The 22,830-nt window shown below is 33.6% G+C and carries 17 protein-coding genes; 9 read left to right on the top strand and 8 right to left on the bottom strand.

Translation table 11 applies throughout. The features are described from left to right. Positions 1-44: 44 nt before the first annotated feature. The 4 genes from BZG02_RS18735 to proB form a co-directional block, all read right to left on the bottom strand. Entirely contained in the window at positions 45-1,853 is a 1,809-nt protein-coding gene (locus tag BZG02_RS18735) for a MutS-related protein (protein ID WP_101263282.1), read from the bottom strand. 78 nt (positions 1,854-1,931) lie between these two features. Beyond that, positions 1,932-3,233, bottom strand: a complete 1,302-nt coding sequence (locus BZG02_RS18730; protein ID WP_101263281.1) for a cryptochrome/photolyase family protein — start codon at positions 3,231-3,233, stop codon at positions 1,932-1,934. Positions 3,234-3,308: 75 nt separating this feature from the next. Next, positions 3,309-4,556: a glutamate-5-semialdehyde dehydrogenase gene (locus tag BZG02_RS18725; RefSeq protein WP_101263280.1), complete on the bottom strand. Its 1,248-nt coding sequence runs from the start codon at positions 4,554-4,556 to the stop codon at positions 3,309-3,311. Between the two features lie 80 nt (positions 4,557-4,636). Next, entirely contained in the window at positions 4,637-5,707 is a 1,071-nt protein-coding gene (gene proB / locus BZG02_RS18720) for a glutamate 5-kinase (RefSeq protein WP_101263298.1), read from the bottom strand. Positions 5,708-6,357: 650 nt separating this feature from the next. On the opposite strand from proB, the gene BZG02_RS18710 reads away from it, so the two are divergent. The 7 genes from BZG02_RS18710 to rimO all read left to right on the top strand — a co-directional run bounded on the left by BZG02_RS18710 (position 6,358) and on the right by rimO (position 13,083). After that, positions 6,358-8,394: a M3 family metallopeptidase gene (locus BZG02_RS18710; RefSeq protein ID WP_101263278.1), complete on the top strand. Its 2,037-nt coding sequence runs from the start codon at positions 6,358-6,360 to the stop codon at positions 8,392-8,394. Between the two features lie 340 nt (positions 8,395-8,734). Continuing rightward, positions 8,735-9,637 (top strand): YitT family protein, encoded by a 903-nt coding sequence (locus BZG02_RS18705; RefSeq protein ID WP_101263277.1) that lies wholly within the window; start codon positions 8,735-8,737, stop codon positions 9,635-9,637. Between the two features lie 290 nt (positions 9,638-9,927). Then, positions 9,928-10,170 (top strand): 50S ribosomal protein L28, encoded by a 243-nt coding sequence (gene rpmB, locus BZG02_RS18700; protein ID WP_096432400.1) that lies wholly within the window; start codon positions 9,928-9,930, stop codon positions 10,168-10,170. A gap of 13 nt (positions 10,171-10,183) precedes the next feature. After that, the gene (rpmG, locus tag BZG02_RS18695; protein ID WP_101263276.1) at positions 10,184-10,366 is read left to right on the top strand and encodes a 50S ribosomal protein L33; all 183 of its coding nucleotides are present in this window, start codon (positions 10,184-10,186) and stop codon (positions 10,364-10,366) included. A 7-nt stretch (positions 10,367-10,373) separates the two neighbouring features. Then, a complete protein-coding gene (locus BZG02_RS18690; protein ID WP_101263275.1) occupies positions 10,374-10,529 on the top strand; it encodes a DUF4295 domain-containing protein in 156 nt (51 codons plus the stop codon). Between the two features lie 159 nt (positions 10,530-10,688). Continuing rightward, complete coding sequence (ftsY, locus tag BZG02_RS18685) at positions 10,689-11,639, top strand: signal recognition particle-docking protein FtsY (protein WP_101263274.1); 951 nt, start codon at positions 10,689-10,691, stop codon at positions 11,637-11,639. 145 nt (positions 11,640-11,784) lie between these two features. Then, the gene (gene rimO / locus BZG02_RS18680) at positions 11,785-13,083 is read left to right on the top strand and encodes a 30S ribosomal protein S12 methylthiotransferase RimO (protein WP_101263273.1); all 1,299 of its coding nucleotides are present in this window, start codon (positions 11,785-11,787) and stop codon (positions 13,081-13,083) included. Between the two features lie 37 nt (positions 13,084-13,120). Here rimO and BZG02_RS18675 read toward each other — a convergent pair whose 3' ends face one another. The 3 genes from BZG02_RS18675 to BZG02_RS18665 form a co-directional block, all read right to left on the bottom strand. Next, a complete protein-coding gene (locus BZG02_RS18675; RefSeq protein WP_101263272.1) occupies positions 13,121-13,711 on the bottom strand; it encodes a 3'-5' exonuclease in 591 nt (196 codons plus the stop codon). Between the two features lie 56 nt (positions 13,712-13,767). Then, positions 13,768-14,283: a thiol peroxidase gene (gene tpx, locus BZG02_RS18670; protein WP_101263271.1), complete on the bottom strand. Its 516-nt coding sequence runs from the start codon at positions 14,281-14,283 to the stop codon at positions 13,768-13,770. Between the two features lie 109 nt (positions 14,284-14,392). Continuing rightward, positions 14,393-16,894 carry an ATP-dependent Clp protease ATP-binding subunit gene (locus tag BZG02_RS18665; protein ID WP_101263270.1) on the bottom strand — a complete coding sequence of 834 codons (2,502 nt, stop codon included), beginning with the start codon at positions 16,892-16,894 and terminating at the stop codon, positions 14,393-14,395. A 299-nt stretch (positions 16,895-17,193) separates the two neighbouring features. Here BZG02_RS18665 and gyrA point away from each other — a divergent pair, with 299 nt between their 5' ends. Beyond that, the gene (gene gyrA, locus BZG02_RS18660) at positions 17,194-19,680 is read left to right on the top strand and encodes a DNA gyrase subunit A (RefSeq protein WP_101263269.1); all 2,487 of its coding nucleotides are present in this window, start codon (positions 17,194-17,196) and stop codon (positions 19,678-19,680) included. 109 nt (positions 19,681-19,789) lie between these two features. Next, entirely contained in the window at positions 19,790-20,959 is a 1,170-nt protein-coding gene (locus tag BZG02_RS18655; RefSeq protein ID WP_101263268.1) for a tetratricopeptide repeat protein, read from the top strand. A 157-nt stretch (positions 20,960-21,116) separates the two neighbouring features. On the opposite strand, the gene BZG02_RS18650 is transcribed toward BZG02_RS18655, so the two are convergent. After that, positions 21,117-22,829 (bottom strand): hybrid sensor histidine kinase/response regulator, encoded by a 1,713-nt coding sequence (locus BZG02_RS18650; protein WP_101263267.1) that lies wholly within the window; start codon positions 22,827-22,829, stop codon positions 21,117-21,119. Position 22,830: the final 1 nt, after the last annotated feature.

Below are 22,830 nucleotides of genomic sequence, written 5' to 3'. Positions count from 1 at the left end.
CTGTTTAGATTCGGCTTTTTCCATGATATTTTTACGACCCAATACTACGCTTCCTTTAATATATCCAAATCTATACCCATTTTTTGCATTAAAATAGGAGCATTAAAGGTTTTACAAAACCCCTTCTGAACTTTATAATCGAAATAAAGTTGATCTCCATCAATTTTTATATCGAAAAAACGATTCTCGACCTGTCCAGGCATTTCTTTTTCCAGAATTGATAGTTCTAAATCATGAGTTGCAACCATCGCTACTGCATCATGTTTCACGAGTTGCTTAATTAATGCACGCGATCCAGTATGCTTATCTTTCGAGTTGGTACCTCTCAAAATTTCATCCAATAGGAGTAGTGTTTTCTCTTTACTATTTACTTTTTCCAGCACTTGTTGAATTCTCTTTAGCTCTGCATAAAAGGATGATTCGTTATCTTCTATTGAATCTTTAATTCTCATTGATGTATTCACTTCTACGTTAGAAACTCTCATTTCTTTAGCGCATACAGGTGCACCAGAAAGAGCCAATACGATATTAACACCAACAGTTCGTAAAAAAGTACTTTTCCCAGCCATATTCGATCCGGTTACAACATGTACAGTTCCAGGCCCATTGAGTTCATAATCATTATTTACTCTTGATCTCTCATCAATCATTGGATGACCTGCTTCCTTTAAGGTTAATTCGAAATGTTTATCTGAAATAGTTGGAAAAGACCAATCTTCCTGGTTAAAACTTAAGTTTGCTAAGCTTGCTATGGCTTCAACTTCACTTATGGCATCAAACCATTTTTCAATGTCTTGTCCATATTTCTGCTTCCATTTATCGATACGAAAAATAATGTGTAATTCATAAAAGAACAAGAGATTGATTAATAGCTGAACTACTAGGTTCAATCGCTGATCTAGTAGTTCTATTAATTTAGTCAGTTGATTAATTTTGTTTGATGTAAAATGATCATTGCTGGTTAGGTTATTTTTTAGCTCATTTAATTTCTTAGAATTCCAATTCTCATTTTCAAACTGCCTAATGATATAGGCATAAGTTTTTAGCATTTTCCCTCTTTGAGCAGTTTGATCGTGGGTTTGACTAACTTTTCTAAAATAAAAATAATGAACTCCTAAACTAGCTAAAACCATAATTATAATAGGAGCTGGTGAGCCTATAAAAGAATATATTAAGGCTGCTAATGATAGAAAAGGCATGATGGTTACAGCAATCTTTAAAAGTTTTTTTCCGTGAAAAAGAGAGGACTCCTTACCCCATTCAGTGACAAATTTAGGATCATCATTTTTTAGTTTGTTCTCAAATCCGTATTGAATGATATTTTGTCTCCAATCAATCTTTTCCGATAATTCTTTAACTGCTTCTTGTCGCTTGCTAATTTCTTTATTTGAAGAGGGTTTTGAAAGCCAGCTAGCCAGCGTATTATTTCCTATTTTTGTTACACTTCGATTAATTAATTGAAAAAGAGAATGATTGCCAAATACATCCAAATCTGATGAATAAGGATGATTTGCTTCCAAATATTCTTCTCCATGATAAAAAAGGCTACTGTGGCGCGTTTGTAAGCAAGAAATTTCGTTTTCATTGATTTTAATTAAGGCCTTTAGTCGTTTACTATTTTTACTGTTCCGATTGTATTTTCTCACAAAATAGATCAATGAGAATACAAGTGCGAGAGCAACAGTGCTCGCAATTAGTACAGAGTAGGACAGCAAAACGTAAAATAGCACAAATGCTCCTATTGCACTAATTAAACGTAAGAAAGAAAGGTTTCTATTTTGTTTTTGAAGATCAGTGCTTTGTTGACTAAGCTTATTGATTCGATCTGTGTAGAAGGATAGTTTTTGTTTCATTTTTTCTTTGAATGTGATTGAAAAAACGAAGGTAAGTAAAAAGTTAGGCTTTTATCAATCACGATAAAGTACATTGTATTATTGTAAGGCCAATTTATAGGTGGAAAGAGCTCTTTCTCGGGCAAATTTATGATCAACCATAGGAGTAGGGTAATCTTCCGTGTTTAATTCGGGAACCCATTTCTGAATGTATTCCATCTTTGAATCAAACTTTTTTTGTTGTTCATATGGATTAAAGATTCGAAAGTAGGGTGCGGCATCGCATCCACAGCCGGCAGCCCATTGCCAATTACCATTGTTCGAAGCCATATCGTAATCTAGTAAATGATTGGCAAACCAGACTTCGCCCCAACGCCAATCAATAAGTAGATGTTTGCATAAAAAACTAGCCACAACCATCCGAATTCGGTTGTGCATATTCCCAGTCTGTTTTAATTCCCGCATTCCTGCATCAACTATAGGGTAGCCGGTTTTTCCTTCGCACCAAAGTTTAAATTCATTTTCATTATTTCGCCACTTAATTTCATCGTATTTTATTCGAAAACTTTGATGTTCTACATGCGGAAAACTCCAAAGAATCTGACTAAAAAAATCTCGCCAAATCAATTCATTTAAAAATTGAGGATGACCTTTTAGGGCCTTTTTTACTGCTTGTCGAATACTAAGAGTACCAAATCGTAGGTGAGGTCCGATAAGAGAAGTTGCTTGCATTGAAGGGTAATTCCTTCTATCATTATAGTATAATAAAGTGGTTTTTGATAAATCGTAGTTGGGCACAGAAATAGAACTTTTTTTGAATCCGATACTTTCTAAGGAAGGAATTTCAGAATAGGGGAGTTGAGCAAAGTTTTCTGATTTTAAATCAATTGCATATTCAGAAATGGACTGTGCCAAATAGAGTTCACGCCACTTTTTCATATAAGGCGTATAAATACTGTATGGCAAACCATCTTTTTTAACAATTTCGTTTTTTTCGAAAATTACATGATCCTTAAAGCTTTTAAGTTCAGCGTTTTTCTGCCTAAGTATTTTCTGTATTTCTTGATCTCTTTTAACTGCGAATGGTTCGTAATCTGTGTTTGTATAGATATTCGTAATATTATGGTCTTTTAGCAGTTTTTCCACGATATTTGTACTATTTCCATATTTTACGATTAAACTACTACCAATACTTTTTAGCTTTTTATTGATGTTAATTAGTTGTTCGTGTATAAAATTAACTCTTGCGTCATTATTGAATTCTAATTGATTTAAGATTTCAACATCAAAAATAAAGAAGCAGATTACTGGTTTTTTAGCTTTTATAGCCTGGAAAAGTCCATAATTATCGGTTAAGCGTAAATCTCTTCGAAACCAGAAGGCGGTATATTCTTTTTTCATGAAAAATGTTTTGACTTGATGGAAAACAAACTAAATATAGGATTTCTTTTTAGAGAAACAGAAAATGGAAGCAACTTATGGTCGAATTTGTCCTTCTCCGGTAATTAACCATTTATAAGAGCATAATTCTTCTAGTGCCATAGGTCCACGAGCGTGTAATTTCTGAGTACTTATTCCAATTTCGGCTCCTAATCCAAATTGTGCACCATCGGTAAATGCAGTTGAAGTATTGGAGTAAATAGCGGCAGCATCTACCACTGAGTAAAAGTCACTTATGGCAGTAGTATTCTCGCTAATAATTGCTTCGCTATGCTTCGAACTATACTCATAAATATGATCTATCGCCTCCTGAAAATTGCTTACTGTTTTAATCGACATTTTATGACTTAAAAACTCAGTTCCAAATGATTTATCATTTGCTTTTTTAAGCAGGTTTTTTGGATATGTATTTTCGATAGCGCTGAAAGCTTCCTGGTCGGCAAATAGTTCAACTTCCTTTTCTTGCAGTTGACAAACAAGAGCTGATAAATCTGCGAGACGACTTTTATGTATTAAAAGACAATCTAAAGCATTACAAACACTAACGCGACGGGTTTTGGCGTTAAAAACAATTTGTTTCCCTTTTTCCAGATCGCCATCTTTATCGAAATAGGTATGAACAATTCCTGCTCCGGTTTCAATTACTGGAACTTTTGAATTTTGTCTTACAGAGTTAATCAGATTCTGAGATCCTCTAGGAATCAAAACATCTACAAAGCCAATTGCATTCATTAATTCTGTAGCTGCTTCTCTGGCAACAGGAAGTAATTGAATGATTTCTGGATTCAACTGATGATCTATAAGTGTTTTTTTAATTAATGCTACCAATGCTTTATTTGAATTTTCAGCATCGCTGCCTCCTTTTAAAACGCAGGCATTCCCCGATTTAAAGCAGAGAACAAATACATCTATTGTAACATTAGGACGTGCCTCATAAATAACTCCAATAGTTCCGAGTGGAACACTAACTTTTTTAATGAGTAAACCATTTTCAAGTTTTTTCTCAGAAAGAACCTTTCCTAAAGGGGAGGCAAGTTGAATGGTATTTTCAATGTCATCTGCTATTCCTTTAATTCTTTCGTTATTTAATAGCAATCGATCGTATTTTGGATCCTGTTCGGACATTTGCTTCAAATCTTGCAGATTAGCATTTAAAATTTGTTCCGTATTGTCACGAAGCGATTTAGCTAGGTCTTTCAGTAGATTGTTTATTGCCTCCGAACTAAGTAGATACATGCTTCTAGAGGCTTCTTTAACTTTATGTAATTGTTCTGTACAGATCATATTTTGCGTGTTTTTTATTCAATTAAAAGTTATAGTATATTTTTAAAATGGATCTCATTAGTTCAATTCGAAACATTTCATTAATAAAGAAAAAGATAATCGTAATGAACTAGAGGTTTCGCTCCTGTTTTTCCAATATAACTTTCGGCTTTAATTTTATTGTATTGTGTTTTTCCTAGTCCAATTACCTTTCCCGATGAACCAACTATTTTAATGATATCACCTTTTTCAAAATCTCCACTTATATTTATAACACCAATAGGAAGCAAGCTTGTTGCTTTGTGGGAGCAGAGAGCTTCTTCGGCGCCTTCGTTAATGGTTAATTTGGCTTTCTCAAAGCCATCCGATCCTGCTAACCACTGTTTTACTGTCGATGCCTTTTTACTAGGTGTAAAACTAGTGTGATAAACACTTTCTGGTGATTTAACGAGCTCTAGTACAATATTATCAATCCTACCATTAGCAATATGCACTGGTATTCCTGATTTAGCAACTCTTCCAGCAATACTGCACTTGGTTAGCATACCACCTCGTCCAAAATTAGATTTTTGAGTACTTATATATTGTTTTAATCGATTAAGATCCCCATTTACCGTTTCTAAAAGTGCGGAATTTATGTCGTTCGGATTTCCTGTGTAAATACCATTGATATTACTTAGAAGGTAAAGGGCTTCTACATCCATCATCGAGGCAATTAATCCAGATAGTTCATCATTATCCGTAAACATTAAAGCTGTAACCGATACCGCATCATTTTCATTAATAATTGGTAAGATTCCATTATTAAGTAGAGAATTTAAACAATTTTTCATGTTTAAGTAGTGTTCTCGTGTTCTAAAATCTTGTTTGGTTACCAGTACTTGGGCGCATTCTATTTCAAAATCTTTTAGAAAGGAAGAATAAACATTTAGTAATTCTACCTGCCCAACCGAAGACCATATCTGTCTGGCCGAAACAGTATCAGTTTTCTCTGGAAGTTTTATCTTACTTCTTCCGGCAGCAACAGCTCCCGACGAAACAAGAATACATTGCATTCCCATATTTCGTAAAGAAGATATTTGATAGACTAAATTTTTTATTCGGGATGTATTTAATTCTCCATTTTCTTTCGTTAGAACATTGGAGCCAATTTTAATGCAAATTCGTTTCATGTTTTTTTTATATTTTGTCATATAAACATTTCCAAACTTACTATAGAAGATAAACCTATAAGTTACTTCTTGTTAGCTAGGATCTTAATATATGGATATAACAATTTCAAGCGAGAGAATAGAAGTTCTCTGCTTACAATTGGATGCGTGTTTATGTATAGTTGCCAGTTCTGTGAATCCAGAAAGGCAAAAGAAATGTCTATTTCAGGATGCTATTCAAGAAGTACCCAAAGGGATGAAAGGGGAAGAGATAAAAGAATGTAGAACACAATAGAGTAGTAAGGCGTGAGCCCTTTGCTTCAATTTGTACTTTCTTTTGGATAGAAAATTTCATGCCTCTCATTTTACTAGTGCTTGATAATTACAAATCCCCCTTTTGTATTTTCAAATATAGCAATTATTCTGTAAGCTGATTCCTTATGTGTTGATATGTTGCTAGTTGTATTTATAATGGAAAGGTTTGCGTAAAGCATTTAAATTAGCTGTCAAACTAAATTGCAAGTAGTTAATTAATTGATAAAGCGATAGTAATGTGACTTTTTAAATGGTAGAGAAGTATTATTAAGAAATTTTCCAAATAATTAGTTTTTTTTCAGGATTGATTGCCTTTTCAATTTTATATCTTTGTTTTTGATTAAAAAAAAATAATTATGACTGTACATACAAATCCATTATTAAAGGAATTTACAACACCATACGAGTCGGCTCCTTTCGAACTAATTGAATTGAATCACTTTCTACCTGCTTTTACAAAAAGTATCGAGATGGCTCGAAAGGAAATAAATGAGATAGCTGAAAGCTCTGACAAACCTAATTTTAAAAATACAATTGAGGCTTTAGAATACTCCGGCCATAAATTAGATCGGGTTGCATCCATTTTCTTTAATCTAAATCATGCTAACACAAATGATGAGATGCAGGCGTTGGCTAGAGAAGTTTCGCCAATGTTAACAGAGTTTTCCAATGATATTATTATGAATGAGAAACTTTTTTCTCGAGTAAAAGTAGTTTATCATCAAAAAAACGAATTAAAACTCACTATTGAACAGGAGAAATTGCTGACCGATCGATACAAATCATTTGTTAGGTCAGGTGCAAACCTAGAGAAGGTAAAAAAGGATCAGATTCGGGAGATATCTAAAGAACTTTCGAAATTAACCTTGCAGTTTGGCGAAAATGTACTGGCTGCAACTAACAGTTTTGAACTTTATATTACTGATAAAAAAGAATTATCGGGTCTTCCTGATGGAATTATTGAGGCCGCGAGTATGGTTGCAAAAGAAAAAGGCAAAGAAGGATGGGTATTTACCTTACAATTTCCTAGTTATGTTCCTTTTATGCAATATTCGGATGTTCGCGAACTGCGAGAGAAAATGTTTAAAGTATACTCTTCACGTTGTTTTAACGATAAATTCGATAATCAAAAGATTCTAAAACGTATCGTTGAATTACGTTTAAAGAAAGTACAACTATTTGGTTATAAATCATATGCTGATTTTGTTTTGGAAGAAAGAATGGCCGAAAAATCAAGTAAAGTGATCGATTTTTTGAATGAATTATTAAACGCTTCCATGCCAAAAGCAAAAGAAGAGTTTCAAGAACTGCAGGCTTACGCAAAAAAATTAGGGGCATCTTTTAAACTAGAGCGCTGGGATTGGGCTTATTACGCTGAAAAATTAAAAACAGAAAAATTCGATGTGAATGATGAAATTACTCGTCCCTACTTTGAGTTGGAGCGAGTGAAAAAAGGTGTTTTTTCATTAGCTACACGCCTTTATGGAATCGAGTTCAAAATAAACAATGCACTTTCCAAATATCACAAAGAAGTGGAAGTGTACGAGGTTTTGGATGAAAAAGGAGAGTTTCTTTCCTTACTATATACCGACTTTCATCCTCGTAATTCAAAACAAGGAGGCGCATGGATGACTTCGTTTGTGGATCAATATCGTAAAAATGGTGTGGATCATCGTCCGCATATTTCCATTGTTTGCAATTTTACACGACCAAGTGAAACAAAACCTTCATTACTTACTTTTAATGAGGTAACTACCTTTTTACATGAGTTTGGCCATGCCTTGCACGGAATGTTATCAAAGTGCAGCTACAGTAGCCTATCTGGTACTAGTGTGTATCGCGATTTTGTTGAATTACCATCTCAGTTTATGGAAAATTTTGCAACACAAAAAGAGTGGTTGGATGAAGTTGCAGCACATTACAAAACAGGAGAAAAGATACCTGCCGAAATTGTGCAAAAAATTATTGATAGTGAAAATTTCCTAAGTGGTTATTCTTTCGTACGTCAAATTAGCTTTGGTATTAACGATATGGCTTGGCATAGCGTAACAGAACCTGTAACAGACGAAGTTTCTGTTTTTGAAGAGAAGGCAATGTCGCCAACGGAATTGTTCGACCGTGTTGAAACAAGTTGTATGAGTACTTCCTTTTCGCATATTTTTGCAGGAGGATATGGTGCGGGTTATTATGGATACAAATGGGCCGAAGTGTTAGATGCTGATGCTTTTGATGCTTTCAAAAGTGCTGGGATTTTTAATCAAGAAATTGCAAATTCGTTCCGCAAAAATATTCTTGAGAAGGGAGGAAGTGATCATCCAATGAGTCTTTATCTGAAATTTAGAGGAAAAGAACCTTCTATCGAACCTCTTTTAAAGAGAAGCGGTCTGAAATAAATAAAATACTAATTGGGAGCTGTTCTTTAAAGAATAGCTCTTTTTTTTGCCGAATTAGTAAATTTTAAACATAAGTAAGGTTTTTGTGTAAGATACAAATAAGATTTATTTCCATATCAATCAGTGTAAATGAAGACGCAAGTATTTTCATAAGTGAAAAATTGACGTCTTTTTTTGGTTGTTTTCGATGAATATGTTTAAAAAAACATATTTAATTCACCTACCCATCTAGTCTATAGTACTTTGTGCACTTGTAAATTTTGACAAAATTACTTGTTATTATGAGGGTTGCGCCTATTTTTGTCGGCGAATTTTAAACACTTAAACTAACAATTAAAAAATGGCTTTTATTACTAAAGAAAAGTTCTTGTCAAATGAATGGATTAGCGCTTATTCATACCTTATTTTAGGTAGTATTATTTTTGCAGTTTCCGATATTTTATTTGTTGTCCCATACAAACTTGCTCCTGGTGGGGTTTATGGTATTGCTACTGTTCTAAATACACTGTTTAGTTGGAAAATTAGTTATTGTACTTTCGCTATGGAAATTCCCTTGGTAATTCTAGGTACAATAATTTTAGGTCCTCGATTCGGAATTAAAACAATTGTGAGTATCTTCATTATTTTATCTACCGTATGGTTAATGGAAACCTACGTTTCTCCCGATTACGCGAAAGTAATTGCTGATCCGATGTTGAATACAATTGTGGCTGGTGTATTTTACGGAATCTCAATAGGTTTTATTTTTAAATCACGAGCAACTTCAGGAGGTTCTGATATTATTGCAATGATTTTAGCCAAATACACAAAACTTTCATTGGGGAAATTAGTAATGATTGTTGATGGCATAATTGTATTATTTACATTGGTTCAACCAACAGAAACAGGAACTATTGGCTGGGAGTTTGCTATTTATTCATTAATCATTATTTATATCGAAGGAAAAATTATTGATATGGTTGTTAGTGGAGCAAACTATCACAAAACAGTGATGATTGTTTCTGACCAATTTGAGTTAATTTCTTCAAAAATTAAAGACGATTTGAAACGTGGTGCTACCATTTTTACTGGAAAAGGAGTTTATTCCGGCGACGAGAAAAAAATGGTATATTCAGTAATGAGTAGAAGAGAATTAGAGATTCTTAAATTGTATATTAGAGAGGTAGATCCTTTTGCTTTTGTGAATGTTACCGAAGCAAACGAAATTTTAGGAGAAGGATTTAAATCACTAAATGAAGACTAAAATTATTTGAAATTTTTATTGAAAATCCCTCTAGTTTATAGAGGGATTTTTTTATTTTTGTTGTCGAGTCTAATTACGATTTTATTTTTTTACTGAAAAGGTAAATTTATTGTTTGTTAAAAGTTAACCATTATAAATTAGACTAGTATTGTGTTTGTAAAGCACGGAGCAATTTGGTCCGGCTTAAAATATATCTGTAAAAAGTTGTGAAATAATTTGATTTTCAAGAAAATTATTACGTATTTTGCGACCTGTTTGAAAAGCGTTTAAGGAAAAAAATAATCTGGACTATGTCAAGAGTTTGTCAAATTACTGGAAAGAGCGTAATGGTTGGGAACAATGTTTCTCACTCAAAAAGAAGAACTAAGAGAAGATTCTATCCAAATCTTTTCGATAAGAAGTTCTATCTTCCTGAAGAGGATCGCTGGATTGAGCTAAGAATTTCTGCTGCAGGAGTACGACTAATTAACAAATTAGGAGTTAAAGGTGCACTTACAAAAGCTCAAGAAAAAGGATTTATTAAAAAATACTAAAAAGGCATAGAAAATGGCTAAAAAAGGTAATAGAGTGCAAGTAATTCTTGAGTGTACCGAGCATAAAGAAAGCGGTATACCTGGAACTTCAAGATACATTACTACTAAGAATAAGAAAAACACTCCAGATCGTATGGAGATGAAAAAGTATAATGCAATTTTGAAGAAAGTAACTGTTCACAGAGAAATTAAATAATTGAGATATGGCTAAGAAAGTAGTAGCATCCCTACAAAAAGGTGAAGGCCGTGGTTTCGCTAAAGTAATTAAAATGGTGAAATCTCCTAAATCTGGTGCATATTCTTTTAAAGAAGAAATCGTACCAAACGAAGGCGTTAAGGATTTTTTTGCTAAAAAGTAAAAATTTTCATATAGTATTAAATTAAAGCTTCCTAATAAAATTAGGAAGCTTTTTTTATATATTTACTATCTAACTTTAAATCTTTAGCTCTTTACGTTTATTGTTAATTGCTTGTGAGCTCATTTTTTTGTACTTTAGCAGGCTAAAATTTAATTACAAATGGGATTATTTGGTAGTTTTTCGAAATCAAAAAAAGAAAATCTTAATAAAGGACTTGCTAAGACTAAGGATAGTGTTTTTAAGAAGTTAACTCGAGTTGTTGTCGGTAAATCTACTGTTGATGATGACGTGCTTGATGAGCTCGAAGAAGTTTTGATTTCTTCGGATGTTGGAGTAGATACAACGCTAAAAATCATTGATCGTATCCAAAAACGTGTAGCAGATGATAAGTTTCTTGGAGCATCTGAATTAAATCGTATTCTGAAAGAGGAAATTGCGGGATTGTTGAAGGAGAGTAATAAGGGCGATTACGAAGCATTTTCTATACCTAAATCAGATTATCCTTATGTTATAATGGTTGTAGGCGTTAATGGTGTAGGTAAAACTACTACTATTGGCAAATTAGCTTATCAATTTAAAAAAGCAGGAAAAAAAGTAACCCTTGGTGCCGCAGATACTTTTCGTGCTGCCGCTGTCGATCAGTTGATAATTTGGTCGGAGAGGGTTGGTGTTCCTATTGTTGATCAGGGGATGGGTGCAGACCCTGCATCTGTAGCTTTTGAAACACTTACGCAAGCAAAAGCAAATGGCTCTGATGTTGTAATTATTGATACTGCGGGTCGATTGCACAATAAAATTAACTTAATGAACGAGTTAAGTAAAATTAAGCGGGTTATGGATCGCGTTGTTCCAGGAGCTCCGCATGAAATTTTATTGGTATTGGATGGTTCCACCGGACAAAACGCATTTGAGCAAGCAAAACAATTTACTTTAGCTACCGAGGTAAATGCATTGGCAATTACAAAATTAGATGGCACGGCAAAAGGAGGAGTTGTTATAGGAGTTTCTGACCAATTTAAAGTGCCTGTGAAATATATTGGCATTGGAGAAGGAATGGAAGACCTACAAGTCTTTAATCGAACAGAATTTGTTGATTCATTATTCAATTAGATGAATCTATTGATAATATTTGTAGAGGCTGTCACTGAGACAGCCTTTCTTATTTTTAACTTGTTAATAATTCCTATTCAAATGGAAAAAAGAGTTTTTTCTCTTATTTTTGCCAAAAATTAAGTCGATAAAAGAAAATCTATATATGAGTCAGACAAAAATAAATATTATTAGCTTGGGGTGTTCGAAGAATTTAGTAGATACTGAATTGTTGATGAAACAACTGGATGCTAATCAATTTCATGTTACTTGCGACGAAGAAAAAAGCAAGGCAAGAACTATCATTATTAATACCTGTGGATTTATTGGTGATGCTAAAGAAGAATCCATAGATATGATTCTACAGTATGTAGAAGCAAAAAAAGCAGGTAAAATTGATAAGTTATTTGTGATGGGTTGTTTGGCGGAACGTTATCGCGATGACCTAGAGAAAGAGATTCCTGAAGTAGATCACTTTTTTGGAAAGTTTGAATGGCAATCTATTGTAAAAGAACTACATAAGGATTACAAGCCTGATTTTAAGAATTTTAGAATGATTACTACACCTAAGCATTTTGCATATCTTAAAATTTCAGAAGGTTGTAACCGATCTTGCTCTTATTGTGCCATTCCGATTATAACAGGAAAGCATATTTCCCGACCAATGGAGGACATTATCGACGAGGCCAAAAATTTGGTTAAGGATGGGGTGAAAGAATTGTTAGTAATTGCTCAAGATTTATCTTATTACGGATTTGATTTATACAACGAATCTAAACTTGCAGAATTGGTACAATCTCTTTCGGAAATTGATGGTTTAGAGTGGATTAAGTTACATTATGCATATCCTACTCAGTTTCCTTTTGGAATTCTTAAATTGATGCGCGAAAATCCTAAGGTTTGTCGTTACCTTGATATCGCATTGCAACATTCTAGTGATAATGTATTAAACCTAATGCGTCGAGGTATTAATCGAGAGAAAACGGTTGAATTAATTACTAAAATTAGAGAAGAGGTTCCAGGAATTACCCTTAGAACTACAATGTTAGTTGGTCATCCAGGAGAAACCGAAGCGGATATGAAGGATTTAATGTCCTTTGTTGCAGAAATGAAGTTTGAGCGATTAGGCGTTTTTCCTTATTCAAACGAAGAAGATACTTATGCTGCAATTAATTACGACGACAATATTCCTTTGGAGGTAAAAGAAAGTAGAAAAGACGATATTATGGCTTTACAGCAAGAAATTTCTCGCTCTGTGAATGAGAAAAGAGTAGGGCAGGAATTAAAAGTAGTCATTGATCGAAAAGATGCTGATTTTTATTACGGAAGAACAGAATTCGATTCCTATGAGGTTGATCCTGAGGTGTTAATTCCAGTTTCTGGAGCAAGACTAAAAATAGGTGAATTTTATATGGTTAAAATTAATGATTTTGAAGATTACGACTTATTTGGAGAAGTAATTTAAAAGAAAGAAAGGCAGATTGTAAAATCTGCCTTTCTTTTTAAAATAAACTCCCTTGTACTTGATACATTCCAGTTTTCTTTAATTCAAAGAAACAATCTGCACAAGCTTTTACATCGGCAAGTGCATCATGGGCACCATCAAAACCTTTTTTAAATAGAAATTGATGAAGTTCAGTTAAATTTGGCCATTTGTAGCCATTTCTGCCTGGTAACTTGCATATATTAGTGGTAGTTTTCATCGTGCAGATTTTGGGAATGTTTATCAGTCTGCTTTTGATGTCTTTCCTCAGAAATTCAGCACCCATAATTACTTCATCAAAGCTAATGTTGTGCGCTATTAAAAAATCTGCTTCGTTTAGTACTTCCGAAAACTCGTCTAACACTTCCGATAAGGCAATTCCTTCGTTAATAGCTTTTTGAGTCGAAATGCCGTGTACTTTAGATGCTTCAGCAGGAATGGTAAAACCTTCAGGAATGATAATTCTGTTGGCGCTTTTTATTTTATTATCCCGACTGTCGTAAAGTAACCAAGCTAATTGAACCAGTCTTGGCCAATTAGCTAGATCGGTAACGGGAGCGTTCCATCGCTTTGGCAAGCCTGTTGTTTCGGTGTCGAAAAATAAGTACATAGTTTTTCTATAAAAAAAGCTCCATAAAGGAGCTTTGTAATTAATTATTGCAAATATTAAACCAATGATTTAGCAACTTTTAGAGCTACTTCATAGTTAGGTTCTTCAGTCATTTCCGATACGTACTCTACGTGTTTCACCTTGTTATTCTTATCGATAACAACAATACCACGTGCCAAAAGACGTAATTCTTCAACAACAAAACCATATTTTAATCCAAAGTCAAGTTCTTTATGATCCGATAAGGTTACTAGATTTGTAATGCCTTCAGCACCACAAAAACGACCTAATGCAAATGGTAAATCATTTGATAATGTAATGATTTGTATGTTCTTATCAAGAGAAGATGCTTCTTTATTGAAACGGTGGGTTTGAGCTGAGCAAACACTTGTATCGATAGAAGGGAAAATTGATAGAATTTTTACTTTTCCATCAAAATCAGACAATTGCACAGGAGCGAGGCCTTGGTTTAAAGCTGTAAAATTAAGTGCAGTTGTTTCTGTTTTCACTTCATTTCCAAGAAGAGTCATTGGGTTTCCTGCAAATGTAACTTTTTTATTGTTTTTGTTCATAATGATATTTTATTTCTCGTTTAAATCAAAGATAATAATTGTTTTGAATTACTCTAAATAAAAACAGTATGGATAGATGAAAAAAGCCGGAAATTATTCCGGCTTTAATTTATTCAACTTCTTTATGTTGCTTCAGAATTTTAGTTGTTACTTTTTGTTTGGCTTTATCAAATCCAACTGAAATTGTATCGCCTTCTGAGATGCTTGCTCTAATAATTACCTCAGCCATTTCATCTTCTAAATATTTTTGAATGGCACGTTTTAGTGGACGAGCTCCAAACTGAACATCATAACCCTTTTCAGCAATAAAATCTTTTGCAGCAACTGATATCTTAATGTTGTATCCCAAGTCATTAACTCTCTTATACAATCCATCCAATTCAATGTCGATAATTTTATGGATATCCTTTTGTGTTAGTGAGTTAAACATGATTAAATCATCAATTCGATTTAAAAATTCAGGTGCAAATGCTTTTTTTAGTGCTTTTTGAATGATACTATTGGTGTAGTCATTCGAATCAGCTCCACCTGTTTGGAAACCAATACCTTTCCCAAAATCTTTTAATTCTCTACTTCCTATATTCGAAGTCATTATGATGATACTATTCTTAAAGTCAACCTTGCGACCTAAGCTATCTGTTAACTGACCATCATCAAGTACTTGTAGTAAAATATTGAATACATCCGGATGTGCTTTTTCAATTTCATCCAAAAGAACAACAGAGTATGGCTTACGTCTAACTTTTTCAGTTAACTGACCACCTTCTTCATAACCAACATATCCTGGAGGGGCGCCAACTAATCTAGATACCGCAAATTTCTCCATGTATTCACTCATATCAATTCGAATCAAGGAATCATTACTATCAAAAAGATATTTGGATAAGACTTTTGCTAATTGCGTTTTTCCAACTCCCGTAGGACCAAGGAAGATAAATGTTCCAATAGGCTTGTTAGGATCTTTTAAACCGGCTCTATTTCGTTGAATAGCTTTCACTACCTTCCCAATAGCATCTTCTTGTCCAATAACTTTACCTTGAAGCTCTTTGTCCATTTTTATAAGTCTGGAGCCTTCGGCTTGTGCAATTCGTTTTACAGGAACACCAGTCATCATTGCAACAACTTCAGCAATATCATCTTCAGAGACTTTTTCTCTTTTCTGACTAAGTTCCTGTTCCCATTTGTCTTTTTCCCGTTCTAAATCTTCCGAATAGCTCTTTTCTTTATCTCTAAAACTTGCTGCTAATTCAAATTTTTGAGCTTTTACCGCTTTTATTTTATTTTGACGAGTTTCTTCAATTTTTTTCTCGAGTTCTTCGATAATTACCGGAACATGGATATTTGATATATGAACACGAGAGCCTGATTCATCAAGAGCGTCAATTGCTTTGTCTGGTAGGTGTCTGTCACTGATGTATCTAGAGGTTAGTTTTACACATGCCTCAATTGCTTCTTTTGTATAGAAAACATTGTGATGATCTTCGTATCTTTCTTTGATATTATTAAGAATTTCTACTGTTTCTTCCGGAGAAGTTGGTTCCACCATAACTTTCTGAAAACGCCTTTCAAGCGCACCGTCTTTTTCAATATTTTGACGATACTCATCAAGTGTAGTTGCGCCAATACATTGAATTTCACCTCTAGCTAAGGCAGGCTTAAGCATATTTGCCGCGTCGAGTGATCCCGTTGCACCACCAGCTCCAACAATCGTGTGAATTTCGTCAATAAAAAGAATAATATCAGTTGTTTTAGAGAGCTCATTTAAAATTGCTTTCATTCTTTCTTCAAATTGTCCACGGTATTTTGTTCCGGCAACAATTGATGCTAAATCAAGAGAAACAACCCTTTTCCCAAATAAAACTCGCGACACCTTTTTTTGAATAATTCGTAATGCTAAACCTTCAGCTATTGCCGATTTACCTACTCCAGGTTCCCCAATTAAAATAGGATTATTCTTTTTTCTTCGACTTAAAATTTGTGCAAGTCTTTCAATTTCTTTTTCTCTACCAACAATCGGGTCTAACGTGCCTTCTTCTGCTGATTTTGTGATGTCAATACCAAAGTTATCTAACACAGGAGTTTCCGATTTGCCTCTACTTGTGCTTCTTTTAGATTCTCCACCAAACGAACCTCCTTTTCCTTCACTATCTTCGGGAGTATAGTCAGCCTGAGCTCTAGGGAAAAGTGTTTTAAGATTCTCCTTTACCTTATTGTAATCTATTGACTTATCTTCCAACACTTGGGTCACTAAACTTTTTTCATCTTTTAAGATAGCTAATAGAAGATGGCTAGTGTCTATTGTATTGTTCTTTAATGCCTTAGCCTCCAGATAAATTAGTTTAAGAACACGTTCTGCAGCTCTTTGTAGCGGAATATTGTTTTGATCTAAATCAGATATTGCGTCTGATTTTAAGTTTTTCTCTATGTTTTTTCGAATGTCATAAAGGTCCACTCCTAAGGATATTAGGATATCGACGGCTATCCCTTCACCTTCACGAAGGATCCCTAAAAACAAATGTTCCGTTCCAATAGCATTATTTCCAAGTCTTTCGGCTTCCTCTTTGCTATAAGAAAGTACATCTTTTATACGAGGTGAAAATTTTGAATCCATATAGTAGGTCTTTAAATTTTTAAAATCAATAATAAATCTCACGGAAAAAATCTTCCGTTTTTTTTAATGCAACATTAAAATAACGAAAAATAATTAGATACCAGCCTAAATTGACAATCAATTTTTCAGATCTATTCTGTTTAAATAATGAATTAAACTAATAATCAAGCTGTAATGCTAAAAATGGAAAATATTTATCTTAATCCATGCATAAATAACACTTCCTTTGTTACGCTAAATCTACATATTTTGTTACTTTTGTATTTCCGAGAAATGTTTAGAATTTTAAAAGAAATATAATGACTACGGGAGAGAGAATAATACGTATTAATATAGAAGAGGAAATGAAATCAGCCTACATTGATTATTCAATGTCGGTTATCGTTTCCAGAGCTTTACCAGATGTTAGGGATGGATTAAAACCTGTTCATCGAAGAGTGTTATTTGGAATGGGAGAATTAGGAATTACTTCCAATAAACCTTATAAGAAATCTGCTAGAATTGTTGGAGAAGTATTGGGTAAGTATCACCCTCATGGTGATAGTTCTGTATATATGACAATGGTTCGTATGGCTCAGCATTGGTCGTTACGTTATCCTCTTATTGATGGTCAGGGGAACTTTGGTTCTGTTGATGGTGATAGCCCTGCTGCAATGCGTTATACAGAGGCAAGAATGAACAAAATTGCTGAAGAAACTTTGGCAGATCTTGATAAGGAAACTGTGGATATGACTCCCAATTTTGATGAGTCGCTAAAAGAACCATCGGTGCTTCCAACCCGTATTCCTAATTTATTGGTAAATGGAGCTTCAGGTATTGCTGTAGGTATGGCTACAAATATGGCTCCACATAATCTTTCCGATGTTGTAGATGCTATTATTGCTTACATTGAAAATAATGATATTTCGATGGACGATTTAATTAGCCTTGTAAAGGCTCCTGATTTTCCTACCGGTGGCACAATTTATGGCTATCAGGGTGTTAGGGATGCTTTCGAGACGGGTAGAGGTCGTGTAGTTGTTCGTTCAAAAACAAATATTGAAACTACAGAGAATGGTCGTGAGAAGATAATTGTAACCGAGATACCTTATATGGTTAATAAGTCGGAGCTGATTATGAAAGCTGCTGATCTTATTAACGATAAGAAAATTGATGGAATTTCAAACGTAAATGATGAGTCGGACCGTAATGGTATGCGTATTGTTTTCGATTTGAAAAGAGATGCAATTGCGAATGTAGTTTTAAACAAACTGTTTAAATACACTCAAATGATGACTTCGTTCAGCGTAAATAATATTGCGTTGGTGAAAGGTCGTCCAAAAATGTTAAATCTTAAGGATTTGATTGTGTATTTTGTGGAGCACAGACATGATGTTGTGGTGCGAAGAACTCAGTTTGAACTAAAACAAGCTGAAGCAAAAGCACATATCCTAAAAGGACTTATTATCGCGTTGGATCATATTGATCAAGTAATTGCTTTAATAAGAGGCTCTAAAACTCCTGAAGAGGCAAAGCAAGGCTTAATGTCTAATTTTGAGTTGGATGAACTTCAAGCGAAAGCGATTTTGGATATGCGTTTGCAAAAGCTGACTGGTCTTGAAAGAGATAAGCTACATGCAGAGTTTGAAGAGTTGATGAAATTAATTGATTATCTGAACTCTATTCTCGCCAACGAATCTATAAGAATGGATATCATCAAAGAAGAACTAGTTGATGTGAAAGCCAAGTATGGTGACGAAAGAAGAACAGATATTGTATATGCTTCAGAAGAATTTAATCCTGAGGATTTTTACGCCGATGAAGAAATGGTAATTACTATTTCAAGAATGGGATATATTAAACGTACACCTCTATCTGAATTTAAAACACAAAATAGAGGAGGAGTAGGTTCTAAAGGAAGTATTACCAGGGAAGAGGATTTCTTGGAGCATATGATTATGGCTACTATGCATAATACAATGCTATTCTTTACTGAAAAAGGAAAATGTTTTTGGTTAAAAGTGTACGAAATTCCTGAAGGAACAAAACAATCTAAAGGTAGAGCAATCCAGAATCTATTAAATATAGAACAAGATGATAAGGTTAAGGCATATATCAACGTTCTTAATTTGAATGAAACAGAATATATTAATAGTAACAATATTGTTCTTTGTACTAAGAAAGGTGTTATTAAAAAGACTTCTTTAGAAGCGTATTCTCGTCCTAGAGTTAATGGAGTAAATGCGATTACTATTCGCGAAGGCGATCAACTATTGGAAGCAAAACTAACGAATGGAAGCAATGAAATTTTAATTGCCGGACGTTCAGGAAAAGCGATTAGATTTGCAGAAGATCAGGTTCGTCCGATGGGTAGAACGGCTTCTGGAGTACGCGGAATCACACTGAAAGACGAGTCTGACGAGGTAGTTGGCATGATATGTGTAGAGAATAAAGAAGAAGATATTCTTGTTGTTTCTGAAAATGGTTTTGGAAAACGTTCGAAAATTGATGATTACAGAATTACCAATAGAGGCGGAAAAGGAGTGAAGACCATTAGTATTACCGAGAAAACTGGAGACTTAATTGCCATTAAGAATGTTTCAGATAGTCATGATTTAATGATTATTAATAAATCGGGAATTACGATTAGAATGGCTGTTTCTGATTTGAGAGTTATGGGACGTGCCACACAAGGAGTTCGTTTGATTAACTTGAGTAAGAAGAACGATGCAATAGCTGCTGTTGCAAAAGTTAATGCTTCGGATGAAGAATCAGAATTAATTATCGAGGAAACAACAGAAGAATAGGTATAAATAATAGATACTTAGACTAAATATAAAGAAAGCGATCTTGTACTTAGGTATAAAATAAAAATATATTTTTGTTCCAGATTGTTATAAAAACTAAACATTGATTATGAGAAAATTATCATTCATTCTAGTTATGCTTATGTGTGTTGCAAGTGTAAGTGCACAAAAAAGCAAAGTGACTGGCGCCCAGAATTATCTTACTTCTGGTAAGTTAGATAAGGCTAAAGAAGCTATTGATGAAGGGATTCAGGACGAAAAATGTGTGGCATATGCTAAGGCATATCTTGTAAAAGGAAAGGTATATCAAGGAATTTTTGAAAGTCCCCTTCCTGCATACAAAAAATTGGTAAAAAACCCACTTGATGTTGCTTATGATGCTTATTTGAAAGCTCTTGAGTTAGATGAAAAAGGAAAAATGGAGAAGCCTATTAAAGCTCAAATGACAAACATGATTCCTAATTATACTAACGAAGCTGTTAATTTGTACAACGAAGGAGATTATTCTGGTGCTTTAGCTGCTTTTGAAAGAGTATTGGAAATTGAAGCAATGGATATGTTTAAAGAAAACGCTACGATTGATACTGCGGTTATTTTTAATGCAGGTATGACTGCTCAAAAAGCGGATCAATTAGAGAAAGCGGCTAAATACTACAAGCAATCTATTGAGTACAATTACGGTGGCGCAAAAACTTACGCTAACTTGTCGAAAGTTTTAAATGACGCTGGAAATGAAGAAGAAGGAGTTAAATATCTTCATAAAGGATTCGAATTGTTTCCTAATGATTCATGGATGTTAGTTGAATTAATTAACTACTACATGTTAGGTGGAGAGCCTCAAAAAGCAGCTGATTATTTAGATAAAGCAATTGCATTAGATCCAACAAATAGTTCTTTTTACCGTGCAAAAGGTACTTTGTATGAAAAAACAGAAGAATTTGCTAAGGCAGAAGAAATGTATAAGAAAGCATTAAGTATGGATCCTACGGATTTTACATCGCAGTATAATCTTGGTTTACTAAAACTGAACTCAGCGATTACCAATCATAAGACTGCTAATGAAATAATGGATGCTAAAAAGTATAATGAAGCAATTAAACTTGTTTATGCACAATATGAAGCTGTAATTCCATATTTCGAAAAAGTATTGGAAATGCAACCTGAAGAAAAGAATTCAATGATTACTTTGAAAGAATTGTATTTCAAATTAAGAAATGAAAACGACGTTTATCTTGAAAAATACAATACTATCAAAGATAAATTAGATGGTATGGAATAATTAGAATATTCTGAATAAATAAAAGGAGGTTCTCGCTTCCTTTTATTTTAATATACTCCATTTAACGTAATGTTGATTATAAGACAAAATGAATAATCTCAAAACTCACCAGATAATTTCAAAACAGCATGAAAACTGAAACCATTACAGATTGGACTTAAAGGAACTTTTGCAGGACTTCTATTAGTTTATGGGCATCAATTGGTTTTGTAATAAATTCATCAGCTCCAGCCTTAAAGCATTCTTCTTTTTCATTATCTAAGGTAAAGGCTGTTTGCACTATAACAGGAATGTTGCTGTTGTACGATTTAATCCGTTTAATCGCATCTAAACCTCCAATTTCAGGCATTCTCATGTCCATTAAAACTAAATCGACTTTCGTATCGTTTGATTGGCATATTTCAATGGCATCTTTACCATTTCGAGCCCAGATTACTTTAGCACATGTTAATTCAATTATTGCATTTAAATAATTGAAATTAGACTTTACATCTTCGGCAATTAAAATAGTACGATTGGAATAATTAATTGATTTAACACCGGAAGTTTCAATTCGACTTTCAAATTTATCCGAGCAACTTTTTAGTAGTTTTAGGTTTGATTGTCCGGAATTATGTACTTTGAAATAAAAATTGGTTCCAATTTCAATTTTAGAATCGAACCAAATTTCTCCATCTAAAAGCCGTACCATTTTTCGGCACAATGTTAATCCAATACCTGAACCTTCAAATTTTCTTGTAGAATTATTCTCTCCTTGTCGAAATAAATCAAATATAAAATGCTTATTTTCTGTGGAAATTCCTGCGCCAGTATCTTTTATGTAAAATACTGGGTGAATATTCTGCTCTATGAAATACCCAATCTCTATGATCCCTTTTGAGGTAAATTTGATTGCATTATCGATAAGGTTCTCAAAGATTTGAACTATTTTATTTTTATCTGAATTAATGCAAAAATTATCGCTGTTGTTAGGCAAAACTAGCCTCAATTGAATGCTTTTATTACACGATAGATTGCTTTCTACAGCTTTAAATAGATCTGTAATTATAGGGTTTAAAATAAAATTCTCCCTTTTAATTTTAAGCTGGTTGGTTTCCATTTTGGAAACATCAATTAAGTTATTAATTAGTTTTAATAACTTTTGACTGTTATTAGAAATATTCTTAACAAATTCGGTTCTCTGCCGAGGTTCTAGATCAGTATCTGTTAATAAATTCGAAAATCCAACTATTGAGTTTATTGGTGTTCGAATTTCATGACTTATATTCGAAAGAAAGGCTGATTTTAATTGTTCAGACTCTTCAGCTTCTTTCTTTGCCTTTTCAAGTTCCTTTTTTGTTTCAGTTATCGTAATTAAATCCTGTATTGATATGGCATGAGATATACACGCCTGGATGGATACTGAAAATTTATCTACAACATTTTTTAATTTTGTTTGATTAATTTCATTCCAAATTTGTTTTTCGGAGGACGAATAAAGAGCTAGAAATCCAATATTTTTTAATTGAAAAAAAGTTATTGCACCTCCCTCCTTTACCTTAAAACCAATTTTTTCGCTGATTTTAGAAGTTAAAACACATGAAAAGGAACTTTTATTTTCAAAATAATCTTCTATAAATTGGGAATTGCAAATGATATCTTTTTCCAACTTTACAATTGGATGTGAGTAAATTGCTTTTAAACCATGCTCTTCGCAAGAGAATGGAATATTTCTATTTTGAATCCAAACGCCACCAAATTCGATGTTTTTGAAAGACATTAATCGATCTAGAAATCGCATACAATTCTCCTTCATGTCCAAAGATTGACCAATAGATAAGGATAGTTCGTAAAGAAATGAAATGTCTTTTATAATATCGTTTGTCCGCATT

The sequence above is a fragment of the Labilibaculum filiforme genome (genome assembly GCF_002843315.1).
In the GTDB taxonomy this organism is placed as follows: Bacteria; Bacteroidota; Bacteroidia; order Bacteroidales; family Marinifilaceae; genus Labilibaculum; species Labilibaculum filiforme.
The sequence above is the reverse complement of the archived record's forward strand: the minus strand, read 5'-3'. Positions and strand labels throughout refer to the sequence as shown.

Excerpts from the sequence above, each read along its gene's own strand:
- proB (WP_101263298.1), bottom strand. The coding sequence starts at position 5,707 with ATGAAACGAATTTGCATTAAAATTGGCTCCAATGTTCTAACGAAAGAA.
- BZG02_RS18735 (WP_101263282.1), bottom strand. The coding sequence starts at position 1,853 with ATGAAACAAAAACTATCCTTCTACACAGATCGAATCAATAAGCTTAGT.
- BZG02_RS18705 (WP_101263277.1), top strand. The coding sequence starts at position 8,735 with ATGGCTTTTATTACTAAAGAAAAGTTCTTGTCAAATGAATGGATTAGC.
- BZG02_RS18690 (WP_101263275.1), top strand. The coding sequence starts at position 10,374 with ATGGCTAAGAAAGTAGTAGCATCCCTACAAAAAGGTGAAGGCCGTGGT.
- rimO (WP_101263273.1), top strand. The coding sequence starts at position 11,785 with ATGAGTCAGACAAAAATAAATATTATTAGCTTGGGGTGTTCGAAGAAT.
- BZG02_RS18675 (WP_101263272.1), bottom strand. The coding sequence starts at position 13,711 with ATGTACTTATTTTTCGACACCGAAACAACAGGCTTGCCAAAGCGATGG.
- BZG02_RS18725 (WP_101263280.1), bottom strand. The coding sequence starts at position 4,556 with ATGATCTGTACAGAACAATTACATAAAGTTAAAGAAGCCTCTAGAAGC.
- rpmB (WP_096432400.1), top strand. The coding sequence starts at position 9,928 with ATGTCAAGAGTTTGTCAAATTACTGGAAAGAGCGTAATGGTTGGGAAC.
- gyrA (WP_101263269.1), top strand. The coding sequence starts at position 17,194 with ATGACTACGGGAGAGAGAATAATACGTATTAATATAGAAGAGGAAATG.
- BZG02_RS18665 (WP_101263270.1), bottom strand. The coding sequence starts at position 16,894 with ATGGATTCAAAATTTTCACCTCGTATAAAAGATGTACTTTCTTATAGC.
- tpx (WP_101263271.1), bottom strand. The coding sequence starts at position 14,283 with ATGAACAAAAACAATAAAAAAGTTACATTTGCAGGAAACCCAATGACT.
- rpmG (WP_101263276.1), top strand. The coding sequence starts at position 10,184 with ATGGCTAAAAAAGGTAATAGAGTGCAAGTAATTCTTGAGTGTACCGAG.
- BZG02_RS18730 (WP_101263281.1), bottom strand. The coding sequence starts at position 3,233 with ATGAAAAAAGAATATACCGCCTTCTGGTTTCGAAGAGATTTACGCTTA.
- BZG02_RS18655 (WP_101263268.1), top strand. The coding sequence starts at position 19,790 with ATGAGAAAATTATCATTCATTCTAGTTATGCTTATGTGTGTTGCAAGT.
- BZG02_RS18650 (WP_101263267.1), bottom strand. The coding sequence starts at position 22,829 with ATGCGGACAAACGATATTATAAAAGACATTTCATTTCTTTACGAACTA.
- ftsY (WP_101263274.1), top strand. The coding sequence starts at position 10,689 with ATGGGATTATTTGGTAGTTTTTCGAAATCAAAAAAAGAAAATCTTAAT.
- BZG02_RS18710 (WP_101263278.1), top strand. The coding sequence starts at position 6,358 with ATGACTGTACATACAAATCCATTATTAAAGGAATTTACAACACCATAC.